The sequence below is a fragment of the Brachyspira sp. G79 genome, assembly GCF_002379365.1.
In the GTDB taxonomy this organism is placed as follows: Bacteria; Spirochaetota; Brachyspiria; order Brachyspirales; family Brachyspiraceae; genus Brachyspira.
The window spans coordinates 1,083,857-1,094,976 of sequence record NZ_JQIU01000008.1 but is presented as its reverse complement, the minus strand read 5'-3'; the positions used below and the strand labels follow the sequence as shown (position 1 = coordinate 1,094,976).

Annotated in this window: 14 protein-coding genes and 1 pseudogene; 6 read left to right on the top strand and 9 right to left on the bottom strand. The window is 26.3% G+C overall.

The genetic code is table 11. The features are described 5' to 3' along the window. Window positions 1-942 (top strand): methyl-accepting chemotaxis protein (locus KQ44_RS06230; protein ID WP_240516512.1); only part of this gene is annotated, 942 nt, incomplete at its 5' end. Then, entirely contained in the window at window positions 939-1,412 is a 474-nt protein-coding gene (locus KQ44_RS06225; RefSeq protein WP_096736693.1) for a CvpA family protein, read from the top strand. The genes KQ44_RS06230 and KQ44_RS06225, both read left to right, overlap by 4 nt. A 50-nt stretch (window positions 1,413-1,462) precedes the next feature. Here KQ44_RS06225 and KQ44_RS06220 read toward each other — a convergent pair whose 3' ends face one another. The 7 genes from KQ44_RS06220 to KQ44_RS06190 all read right to left on the bottom strand — a co-directional run bounded on the left by KQ44_RS06220 (window position 1,463) and on the right by KQ44_RS06190 (window position 7,302). Beyond that, complete coding sequence (locus KQ44_RS06220) at window positions 1,463-1,684, bottom strand: putative Se/S carrier-like protein (protein ID WP_013114837.1); 222 nt, start codon at window positions 1,682-1,684, stop codon at window positions 1,463-1,465. Then, window positions 1,678-2,796 (bottom strand): aminotransferase class V-fold PLP-dependent enzyme, encoded by a 1,119-nt coding sequence (locus KQ44_RS06215; protein WP_096736692.1) that lies wholly within the window; start codon window positions 2,794-2,796, stop codon window positions 1,678-1,680. Before KQ44_RS06215 ends, KQ44_RS06220 begins: the two co-directional genes overlap by 7 nt. Window positions 2,797-2,810: 14 nt before the next feature. Continuing rightward, window positions 2,811-3,380, bottom strand: a complete 570-nt coding sequence (gene yedF / locus KQ44_RS06210; RefSeq protein WP_096736691.1) for a sulfurtransferase-like selenium metabolism protein YedF — start codon at window positions 3,378-3,380, stop codon at window positions 2,811-2,813. A gap of 81 nt (window positions 3,381-3,461) precedes the next feature. Then, window positions 3,462-4,268 (bottom strand): metal ABC transporter permease, encoded by an 807-nt coding sequence (locus KQ44_RS06205; RefSeq protein ID WP_096736690.1) that lies wholly within the window; start codon window positions 4,266-4,268, stop codon window positions 3,462-3,464. A 124-nt stretch (window positions 4,269-4,392) separates the two neighbouring features. Beyond that, on the bottom strand, window positions 4,393-5,490 hold the full coding sequence (locus KQ44_RS06200) for a cell surface protein (RefSeq protein ID WP_096736689.1): 1,098 nt from the start codon (window positions 5,488-5,490) through the stop codon (window positions 4,393-4,395). Between the two features lie 114 nt (window positions 5,491-5,604). Then, window positions 5,605-6,345 carry a metal ABC transporter ATP-binding protein gene (locus KQ44_RS06195; RefSeq protein WP_096736688.1) on the bottom strand — a complete coding sequence of 247 codons (741 nt, stop codon included), beginning with the start codon at window positions 6,343-6,345 and terminating at the stop codon, window positions 5,605-5,607. A 51-nt stretch (window positions 6,346-6,396) separates the two neighbouring features. Further along, the gene (locus tag KQ44_RS06190) at window positions 6,397-7,302 is read right to left on the bottom strand and encodes a zinc ABC transporter substrate-binding protein (RefSeq protein WP_096736687.1); all 906 of its coding nucleotides are present in this window, start codon (window positions 7,300-7,302) and stop codon (window positions 6,397-6,399) included. Between the two features lie 180 nt (window positions 7,303-7,482). On the opposite strand from KQ44_RS06190, the gene KQ44_RS06185 reads away from it, so the two are divergent. The 4 genes from KQ44_RS06185 (at window position 7,483) to KQ44_RS06170 (ending at window position 9,724) form a co-directional block, all read left to right on the top strand. Continuing rightward, window positions 7,483-7,836 (top strand): META domain-containing protein, encoded by a 354-nt coding sequence (locus KQ44_RS06185; protein ID WP_240516511.1) that lies wholly within the window; start codon window positions 7,483-7,485, stop codon window positions 7,834-7,836. A 66-nt stretch (window positions 7,837-7,902) separates the two neighbouring features. Continuing rightward, window positions 7,903-8,313: an META domain-containing protein gene (locus tag KQ44_RS06180; RefSeq protein ID WP_096736686.1), complete on the top strand. Its 411-nt coding sequence runs from the start codon at window positions 7,903-7,905 to the stop codon at window positions 8,311-8,313. Between the two features lie 57 nt (window positions 8,314-8,370). Then, entirely contained in the window at window positions 8,371-9,048 is a 678-nt protein-coding gene (locus tag KQ44_RS06175; RefSeq protein ID WP_240516510.1) for an ABC transporter permease subunit, read from the top strand. Then, a complete protein-coding gene (locus KQ44_RS06170; RefSeq protein ID WP_096736684.1) occupies window positions 9,038-9,724 on the top strand; it encodes an ATP-binding cassette domain-containing protein in 687 nt (228 codons plus the stop codon). Before KQ44_RS06175 ends, KQ44_RS06170 begins: the two co-directional genes overlap by 11 nt. A gap of 359 nt (window positions 9,725-10,083) precedes the next feature. Here the strand turns inward: KQ44_RS06170 and KQ44_RS06165 are convergent, their stop codons facing one another. After that, entirely contained in the window at window positions 10,084-10,746 is a 663-nt protein-coding gene (locus KQ44_RS06165; RefSeq protein WP_096736683.1) for a suppressor of fused domain protein, read from the bottom strand. Between the two features lie 55 nt (window positions 10,747-10,801). Beyond that, window positions 10,802-11,120, bottom strand: a pseudogene (locus KQ44_RS06160) (SMI1/KNR4 family protein); the annotation flags it as partial.

Genomic DNA, 11,120 nt, shown 5'->3' with positions numbered 1-11,120 from the left:
GGATTAAAATATACAAATACTATATTTACATTTTTTGATAAATATAAATCCCAAATGCAGGAACATTTCAGAGTATTAAATCAGACAATATCAAATTTGAAAGAATCCGATTTTTCTAATGAACAAATAATGACTTTGAAAAATGAATTAAGACTTATAAAAGAGAGTTTAATTGAAACATCTAATAGATTTTTAACTATTATATTAGAATCAGCAGATCAATTTAAAGATGTAAGTACAATAACAGAAGCAATATACAGCACAATAGAGTATATAAAAGCTATAACAAATAAAACAAATCTTTTATCTATTAATGCTGGAATACAGGCATCTAAAGCAGGTTTTTACGGAAAGAGTTTTTCTGTAGTGGCAAAAGAGATAGGTGCTTTATCTTTTGAAATATCTAAAGGTACAGAAGCAATAGAAAAGATGCTTACAGATATATTTGCAGGATTAGTAGTAATAGAGAACTCTTCATTTTATATACATGATCACTGCAAAATCATTTCAGAAGAGGTGAGTAATATTACAGAAAATATTGACAATCTCATTAATAAAATAGAAACTGATATCAGTAGCGATTCTAAAAAATTAAGTAATTTTAAATCTTTAGAGCAGTATAATGAGGTTATGTCTAATATTTTAATAAATCAAAACTTGATAGTATTATCCATAAAAGAAAATATTGCTGCTATGCTTGATGTTCAGAATAATTTAAATGCAAAAATAGAATATCAGAACCAAGATGTTTATAAAATATTTAATAATTTTAACAATATAATAAAAACTAAAGATGAACTTAATGATATAACTAAAAAAATAGGAAGTTATTCTTCATTTTCTCACACTGATATAGAGGCATTATCAAATATTATAAATACACATAGGAAGAAAAGCAGCTTTACATTTGCCCCTATTATAGCTTTATTAAAGAAATCATAATGATTACTATTGATACATTATTGATTATAATATTGGCTGTATTATTTATATACGGTTTTGCAAAGGGACTCATATCTATTATTATACCTATTGCAGCTGTAATATTTTCTTTTATAATATCACCTCTTATATATAATCACATGTCAAAGTATTTTGATCATTCTATTATTTTGAAGATTATATCTTTAATAGTTACTTATTCTGTTATAAGGATAATACTTTCAAAGGTAGAAAAAAGTATAAAGGATATTTTGAAAATAATATATTTATCTTGGGTTGATAGAATTATTGGTGCCGCTATAGTATTATTTGTTGCCTGCATTATTATTTATTTTTTATCTTCGATAATTATGTATTATTTTCCAGAATATTTTAACTATATAGAAAAATCAAAAGTGATTAATTTAATATTTGGATTATTTAAGAATAATTATATATCAGATTTTATCAATAATAGAGATATATTATAAAATTAAACACTTGTTTTTTATTACTAAAAAACAAGCATTTAAACATTTTTTTAATTTTCAGTATCTTTTACCTTTACAACTAAACCAGCCGCCTCAAGTAATGACACAATATATACTTTGTCATTATCTTCTATATCTATAGCCATGTTGCATACGCCAAATACAGGTTCGGGTGCTGGTCTTACAACCACTTCTATTCCAGCATCAAGTAAAATTTTCTCTGCCTTAATTAAATCTCTAGGTGTTTGTAAATAACAAAAACTCTTTACCATAATTCATTTCCTAATGTATTAATTAAATATTTTAAATCTTCTTTCGTAGTATACGGGGAGAAAGAAAATCTTATAGCACCATTACTATTTTTATAGAAATTATGTGCCAAAAAAGCACAATGAAAACCATATCTGCATTCTATATTATAGTCTTCATATAGTTTATGAGCTAAATCTGACATACTTATAGAATCAGTAGTTATAGAAAATACAAATCCTTGCGTATCTTTATTTTTAGACCATACTATTTTATATTTATTAAGATTTTCTATTTTATTTATTGTGTTTACTAAATCTTCTATTGTAATATTCCAAATAGGTCTGTTTTTTAGTGCTGCCAAGAGTCCTATAATTCCTACAGTATTTGGTGTTCCTGCCTCATATATTTCTGGTACACTAAAAGGAGTTTCATACCCATCTCCAAAACCTCCTCCGAAATATGCGGGATTTAGTTTTGCTGGATTTTTTACATAAAAACCGCCTGTTCCAGTAGGTCCTAAAAGTCCCTTATGACCAGTAAATGTTATAAAATCAATATTCCATTCATCAGCTTTTACTTCATGTACTCCTACAGCTTGAGTAGCATCAATAAGCAGAGGTATATCACCTATAGCTTCTTTAATTTTATCTATAGGCTGTATTACTCCGCTGATATTACTCTCCATATTAACTATAACTAATGATATTTTATCTTTTTTTATTATATTTTTTAGAGCATCTATATCTATTAAACCGCCTTCTAATGAAGGTATTATTTCATATTCCACATTTTTATTTTTATTTAACTTATATACTGGTCTTAATACAGCATTATGCTCTAAGGTTGATATCAATATTTTACAGTCATGCAAGTCCAAACCTATAAGTATATCGTTTACAGACCTAGTTGCCCCAGAAGTAAATATTATATTAGCATCATTTTTAGTACCTATAAATTTTTTAGCTAATATTTCCCTACATTCTTCTATTTTCTGAGTTGTTTCTTTACCTCTTTTGGTATTAACTCTTCCATAAGTACCGCCTACATTCATTAAGAAATTATACATCTCTTCGGAAACTTCTTTTGGTTTAGGAAAACTAGTTGTAGAGTTATCAAAATAATAATTTTTCATAATTAAAATAAGTTTTATGCTCTTATTACAGCAGAGGCATTAGCCATAGCTTCTATAATTCCAAGCATATTAGTTTGTTCTTCTACTTTAATTCCTTCTAATTCATAAAATTTAACACAAGTACCGCAGAAAAATATTTTAATTCCTGCATCTCTTAATTCCTGAAGTAAAGTTTTATAAGGTTCATCAATACCCAAATAAACTCCGCCATTATAGCAGTATAGTGCTTCAGGTTTTGGATTAGCATCTTTTAATGCTCCCAAAAATGCTTTTAATAATAATTCTCCAAGCTCATCATTTCCCTGTCCCATAACTTTTTTATCAACTACCGCTATCACAGGTCCTGATGATTTTTCTTTGCTGTTATTCAATGACAATTCTTTATTTTTTACAATTTTGAAGTTTTGACCTTCATTAGTGTATGTTATGCCGTTATTTTTTAAGAAGTCTGTGATATTGTGAAAAGCAACATCATCGTCTATAAGAACTTCTATTTCTTCATTTAATGCAGCATTATTTAGAGCAGTTTTAGTTAGAATTAATGGTTTTGGGCAAGGTATGCCTCTAGCGTCTATAGTTTTCATAGTCTTACTTCCTTAAATAATTTTGTACTATAATAATATATTAAAATTGTTTTATTGTCAATTATGTATTATAAACTTATATTATTTATTAAAAACTTTTGATGATTTTATTAAAAGTATAGCTATAAAAGTTATTATACTTATCAAAACTATAGTAGCACCTGGTTTTAATCCTTTATAGTATGAAATGAATATTCCAAGTATTGTAAAAAATAAATTAAAAAGCACAGCATATACAATAGTCTTTTTATAGCTGTTTGCAATCTGCATAGAACATGCTGCAGGAACTACCATCATTGAAGAGACTATTAAAGAGCCTATAGTTCTTGCGGATATTGATACGGCTGCAGCTGTAAGTATTGTAAATATAAAGTTTATTCTATTAACTGGAACACCTGATAATTTAGCTAGTCTTTCATTAAATGTTATATAGAAAATTTCTTTATATAAAAAAATAAAAATAAGTATAGATATTAAACTTATTAATATTATTAACTTTAATTCAAAATCACTTATAGCAACTATACTTCCAAACAAAAAACTATTAAAATTAGCATTATTTGAAACAAATCCAGATAATATACCAGCAATTCCTATTGATAAAGACATTATAATTGATATTGACATCTCTCCATATTTTGATATTTTTTTTCTGATAAACTCAATGGATAAAGCCGCCAATATACAAAATATTATTGAAGCTGCTATAGGGTTAATATTAAATACTAGTCCAAAGGCAACACCTGCAAGAGATGTATGAGATATTGCATCTCCTATCATAGAAAGCCTTTTTAATACAACTACTACACCTATGCAAGGTATAATTACAGCAATCATAATACCCACTATAAAAGCCTTACGCATAAAATCATACTGAAATATTTCCATATAAATTTTCCAAAAATTAATGATAATTTAAGATATTATACTATAATTATTTTAAAATGAAAGTTTAGAAAAGGGCTTATATTTAAATAAGCCCCTTATATAATAAAATTATATTAGATATTTATTATTCATTGCCAAAAGAAGGTAAATACCAAGTGATACCAGTAGTAGTTTCAAAATATACAGGTATAGAATTCCCATTTGGAGCATAATCTCCATTAATGTCCATCTCAAAATACCATTCTAAATCTTCAACAGGTGTGATATAAAGTTCAGTGTATGCAGACCAAGCTAATGCATGAGTAAGAGAAGAACCTTTTAATCCGTTATCAATAATAGAATATCCCAAACCAGGCTCCATATATAAAGTAACTATATCGCTACTTGCTTCTAATCCTAGAGTAGGAAGTATTGATAATTGATAAGTTTCTCTTTCAAGCAAATTAGCACCAGTATTCATAGGTATTATTACACTGTCTGAATATACTTCATAACTGCCTAAAGTTTTTCCTTTAGCACCTAAAGAAGTATCATAAGTAACTTTAATAAAGGGAAGAAGTGAAACATTTCCAACTACTGCTCCAAAATATAGTCTAAAATCAAAACCGAATGATGAAGAATTATATTTACTTACAGCATCTCCTTTTGCTGTTGTTTCAACTGTACCGTATTTTAATGTTAATCTGAATTCTTTAAAAATATCTGAATCACTATAATATCTTATTTGAGGATCAAGACTTATTCCTTTATGTGTATAATCTTCACTTCCGTATAATTTATCAGTAATAGCAATCTGTACTGGAACTACTATTCTTAAATTATTATCTAAAGCATTAACGGCTAAAACAGGTGTATGTATATCCAATTTTTTATCAGCAAGAGCAAAATCTTCTGATATCCCAGCATAAGTATAATTATATCCAATACCTATACTTATTAAGCTTGATGTATAAGCTATTCCAGCAGATATAGTAGCATCCAAAGTAAAATCATTATCAGAAGAAGATAGTATTGAGCCTAAATAACCAGTATTAGCCCTAAAACCAAATGTACCTTTAATAGTATTGTTTCCTAATGTAAATCCTAATTGATCCATTCTAGCCCTGAATTGATTTCCGTCTGTGAGAAAGTCAATCCAATCATTATTATTGCCGTACATACCAAAAACTAATGCATTGCTTATAGACAGCACAGCGATTACAGTAAATAAAACTTTTTTCATAATTGAATTCTCCTAAAAAATTTAGGAAATTATATATATTTATACAGAAAAATCAAATTTATTTTACATTAAAATATATTTTTTATAATTAATACCATAAATATGTAATCAAAATTAGCATGAACAAGCTTTATCACTATTTGGGTGTTTATGCTTATGTGAAAGCTCTATATCTATTTGATTTTTTTCAAGCTCTATTAAAGTCCCGTCTTCAAAACAGAATATTCTATTAGATATTTTAGATATTCTTTCAACATCATGTGTAACCATTATTATAGATACATTTTCATTTTTATTTAAATTATAAAGTATACTGTATATTAGTTCTGTAGTTTCTCTGTCAACACCGTTAGTAGGTTCATCAAGTACAAGCAAATCTGGTTTTGATATTAATGTTCTAGCTAAAAATACTCTCTGTACCTGACCTCCTGAAAGTTTGTATATCATTCTATCTTTATAATTTTCCATACCTAAAAGTTTTAAGGCTTCTATAACTTTGTCATGATGTTTTTTATTAGGAAATCTAAATAACCCTATATCAGCAAAATTATTAGACATAACAATTTCATAAACTGTAGCTGGAAAATTTACTATTTTAGAATATGCATTTTGTTCCAAATATCCAATTTTTTTCCAATCTTTAAAATTGCTTATATCTTCTTCATACAGTTTTATACTTCCTTTATATTGATGAAGTTCTCCTAGTATAAGTTTTAATATAGTGCTCTTTCCAACTCCGTTAGAGCCTATTATCGATACGAAATCTCCTTTATTTATATCAAAACTTATACATCTTAATATATCATCTGAAGTATAACCGAAATGTACGTTTTTAAACTCTATAACTTTATCCATAAATATTATTCTTAATTATTATTATGTTATTCTTTTCAATCTATAAATATTTTATTGATTAAGACCATTAGTCAATGATATAAGATTTTTTTCCATTACAGAAAAATAATCTTCTCCATTTTTTATATCTTCTTCGCTTAGGGCTTCTATTGGGTTTAGAGTGTATGTTAAAGCAGAAGTTTCTTTAGCTATAGAATCTACCAATTTTGAGCTTGAAAACTCTTCATAAAATATAGCTTTTATATTATTATCTTTCATAAAGCTTATTGTTTCTGACATAGCTTTAGGGTCAGCTTCATCTCTTGCAATAGCCACTTGATTTAAAGAATATTCTTTACAGAAATGTCCGAAAGCAGGATGAGTTACTATGAGATTAGTATTTTTTACATTAGATAAATTATCTTTGAATTTTTTATCAAGCTCATCTAAACGTGCAGCATATATATTGTAATTAGAATTATAATAGTCAGCATTATCTTTATCTATTTCTGAAAGAGCATTTTTTATATTTTCCATTTGTTTTTTTGCTTTTATAGGAGAAAGCCAAAAGTGAGGGTCTAGTTCTTCTTTTTCTATACCATATGAACTTTCTAAATAATTTAAATCATTTATACTTTCTTTTACAGTATCTGCCCAATGTTCCATTCCGCCGCCATTATATATAAAAATGTCAGCTTTAGTTAAATTACCCATATCTTTTGAAGTTATTTCAAAGTCATGAGGTTCTGAACCAGATGAAGTCATATTATAAACATCTGCTTTTTCTCCGCCTATTTTTTGGGCAAAGTCATATATAGGGTATATACTTGCATAAATCTGAAGTTTATCAGCATTTGATTTTGGCTTATTTATTACGAGATAATTTTCTACTGATTGACTGTTATTATCTTTTTTGGCATTATTATTGCAGCCAATAATTAATATTAATATAAAAATAGTTGTTATAATTTTATTCATATGTTAAAAATCCTTTAATAAGTAATTGATAAATATTATTTTAATATTATAATACTATAATTGTCAAATTTCAATATGTTTTATTTCACTAACATTTTGATAAGATATAAAAATACATATTCAAATATAAAAACTTTTTACCGACAATAATAAAGGTATTATAAATTAAATAGGATAATTATGAAATATATTGTACAGGTTTTAGCTATATTATTAGTTATATTATCTTGTTCAACTACAAAATCTGTTACTCATACAGAAGTTAATACGGATAGTCTTAATGGCAGAAAATTTAAATTGGTAAGTATATATCCAGAAATGAATATTACTATAGAGTTTACTCCAGATACTATTTTTGGATTTTCTGCTGTTAATGATTATTCATCATCATATATGATTGACGGTGATATATTTAATGTATTATCTATATCTATGACAAAAAGAACTGGAAGCAGAGAGGAAATTGCAGCTGAAATTGAATATCTTAATATGCTGAAAAATGCAACTTCATATGAGATTAAAGGAAAAAATTAACAATATATACATTGTTGTCAAACAATAACTTAGTGTTTGAAGAAATATAATTATTGGGATATTTTAATGGTGAGAAATTTTGTATTAATATTTAGTTTTATTATGATAATTTTTATGAGCTCCTGTGCTTCATCAAAGAAATCAATAGCAGTATCTACGAGTACACTTAATGGAAAAACATTTCAGCTTACTAATATGTTTGAAGGAAGAGGTATTACTATATCTTTTTATAATGAAGAGTTTTATGGATACAGCGGTTTTAATACTTATTTAGGAAAGTATGAAATGAGAAGAGGAAACATGATTATATTTAAAGATATGGTTGTTACAAAAATGGGAGGAGAATCAGAAGCTATTGAGGCAGAAAGACAATATATTGAGCTTTTAAACAAGGCATCTTCTATAGAACTTACAAGCAATATGCTTACCATAATAACATTAGATGAGGAAAGACTTGTATTTAAAAGAATAAAATAAAAATGAAATGAATAATAAAAAATTATATATATATTACTTGGTATAATTATCTTTATTTTGTTATGGTGCTTTATTTCTATTAAAATTAATTCTGAAATAATATTTCCAAATATATTTACAATAATAAAAAAGTTAGGTGATATTGTATTAGAAAAATCATTTTATAAAGATTTGATGTACAGTATAGCAAGAGTATTTGCTGCATTTATTTTCTCTTTTTTTTCTGCTTTTTTATTTGGAGTATTATCAGGTATATTTTTATCCTTAAGATATATACTTATGCCTATAATAAATTTTATACGTACTATACCTACAGTACCTCTTATATTAGTTGCGGTAATATGGTTTGATAATAATACTGTGCCTATATTTGTTTCTATGCTAGTTATATTTCCTATAATATATGATGCTATTAATAACGGCATTATGAATGTTGATAAAAATCTTATAGAAATGTCTTTATCTTATAATGTTTCTTTAAAAAATCAGATAATCAGTCTTTACATACCTTCTATAAAACCTTATGTATTAACTGCTTTATCTCAGTCTATGGGTATTACTTGGAAAAGCATATTAGCAGCTGAAATATTGGCTCTTCCTAGCTTTGGTATAGGAAGCAGACTTTATGAATCGCATTTATATTTAGATACTGTAAGTTTATTTGCTTACTCTCTTATTGCTGTAATATTTAATGCTGTTTTTGAAATCATTATAAGGATTACTCATGACAGATAAAAGATTTAAATTAAAAAATATAAATCTTTCATATAAAGATTTAATAGTATTTAAAAACTTTAATATAGATTTTCATATAAACAATATAAATATAATATTAGGCTCTTCAGGTTCTGGAAAGACTTCGCTTTTAAATATAATCTCTTCAAATATTTCCAAAGATGATAAAGCATTTGTATATCAGGAACCTAGACTTCTTAATTATTTGAATTGTTATAAAAATATAGAATATGTGCTGAAAGATAAAATAAAAGAAAAAGATAAAAAAAACAAAATAGATAAACAAATAAAATATGCTTTAGAAATGGTAGGGCTAATAAAAAATATATATTCAAAGCCAAACGAATTAAGCGGAGGAATGAAGCAGAGATTATCACTAGCAAGGGCTTTGGCTTATGATTCAAATTTTATACTTATGGACGAACCGCTGCAAGGACAGGATATAAAAAAGAAAAAAGAGCTTATTGATATAATAAGAAAAATACAGATAAGTACAAATAAAACTTTTTTCTATGTTACACATGATGTATCTGAAGCTGTTATGCTTGGAGATTATTTGTATGTGCTTTCAAATAAATCGGGATATACTAAGCTCATATATGAGAGAGATATAAAAAATAATGATTTAAATAGTGCATTACAATCAGAATTAATAGAGGTTTTAATTGATAGCTAAAAAATTTATTTTTTTATGTATATACTGTAAGAATTTTATTTTGTTAACTTATGCATTTTATACATAATTATTAACTTTTTTCATGGCTTCTCCAAAGTTTTACCATAGGCACGCTTCACGAAAAACGTAATTATTAGAGCTTTATGTTTTATATGTATGTATTAAATTTAACATATAACATAAATTTAGACTACCCATAAAGATGGACTTCGTCAAATGCAGTTCTTTTGGTTCTTTCATACAACGCCACAGGCTGATAGACGTCATAAAAGAACTTGGCTATAAGGCAAAGCCACAGAGATTAAAAACAAAATATAACTTTATTTTTTACAAACTTGTTTATGTGTATACTGCAATATTCACAATAAAGAAGCCCTGCCATAATCTGTTATATCTGTTCCTATTTTTTGTGCTAGTTCTTTTACCGTGATTCTTTTGTCATATATAGCATTAAGCTCATTATCAGTTGCTCCAATAAGCTCAACAAAAATAACTTTTCCGTTAGGTGTATTTATTTCTCCTGCTTCATCTGGTATTGTTATAAATCCTGTTATTTTAGATTTTTGCTTTGAGTCTATTCCTTCTTTCTGCTTAGTCCATATATATTGGTACGGATTAAATATTGATCCGCTTTCAAATACATATCCTGCTAATTGCTGTAAAAATCCTACTGCTGATTTTATTTCATCATCTGATACATCTTCATCTTTTGTATTATTAATTTGTTTTTCATTCATTTTTAATTTAAAAGTGAGTTCAAAACCAAATCCGCTGTATTCTTTATCTTCTGATTCTTTTTCATAAAGTTCACTAAATCCATAAGTAACAAAATGATAATATCCGTTTCCTCTGTAAACGCTTACTCCGTCAAGAGGGTCTTTTCCTCCAAGTTCATAGCTTATTATAGGTCTGTAGTGTAAAGGCTCTTTTTGTTCTTTATATATTTTTTCAAAAGTTTTAGTTATGGCATCAAAACCAGAAGTGTTTATTTCTTCGTTATTGTTTAAATTTTCTTTGTTCATAGTGTTCTCCAATTATTAATATATCCATTTTATTTATTCCTAATAGTGTATTATTTTAATAATTAAATATTCTTTTTGAAGTATTATTGATAAAGTCGATTATATATTTATCTTGAGGCTCATTTAGTTTATAATATTCTAATAATTTTTGATATTCTGTTTTTATTGTGTTTATTATTTCTTTTTTATATTTTTTATTATTTTTTAAAATATTTTCTAGGTATGATGTTGTATTTCTTATTTTTTCTGTGTCTTTATTTGAGCATGCTTTTATAAATTCATCTATATAAATATTTAATATATTATCATTTTCTAAACTGCTGATAGATAGAAGATACAGTATAGTATAGTTTCTGTTACTAATAAATATATCA

Coding starts and splice junctions, on each gene's coding strand:
- KQ44_RS06165 (WP_096736683.1), bottom strand. CDS start 10,746: ATGAACAAAGAAAATTTAAACAATAACGAAGAAATAAACACTTCTGGT.
- KQ44_RS06190 (WP_096736687.1), bottom strand. CDS start 7,302: ATGAATAAAATTATAACAACTATTTTTATATTAATATTAATTATTGGC.
- KQ44_RS06180 (WP_096736686.1), top strand. CDS start 7,903: ATGGTGAGAAATTTTGTATTAATATTTAGTTTTATTATGATAATTTTT.
- KQ44_RS06215 (WP_096736692.1), bottom strand. CDS start 2,796: ATGAAAAATTATTATTTTGATAACTCTACAACTAGTTTTCCTAAACCA.
- KQ44_RS06220 (WP_013114837.1), bottom strand. CDS start 1,684: ATGGTAAAGAGTTTTTGTTATTTACAAACACCTAGAGATTTAATTAAG.
- KQ44_RS06185 (WP_240516511.1), top strand. CDS start 7,483: ATGAAATATATTGTACAGGTTTTAGCTATATTATTAGTTATATTATCT.
- KQ44_RS06170 (WP_096736684.1), top strand. CDS start 9,038: ATGACAGATAAAAGATTTAAATTAAAAAATATAAATCTTTCATATAAA.
- KQ44_RS06205 (WP_096736690.1), bottom strand. CDS start 4,268: ATGGAAATATTTCAGTATGATTTTATGCGTAAGGCTTTTATAGTGGGT.
- yedF (WP_096736691.1), bottom strand. CDS start 3,380: ATGAAAACTATAGACGCTAGAGGCATACCTTGCCCAAAACCATTAATT.
- KQ44_RS06200 (WP_096736689.1), bottom strand. CDS start 5,490: ATGAAAAAAGTTTTATTTACTGTAATCGCTGTGCTGTCTATAAGCAAT.
- KQ44_RS06195 (WP_096736688.1), bottom strand. CDS start 6,345: ATGGATAAAGTTATAGAGTTTAAAAACGTACATTTCGGTTATACTTCA.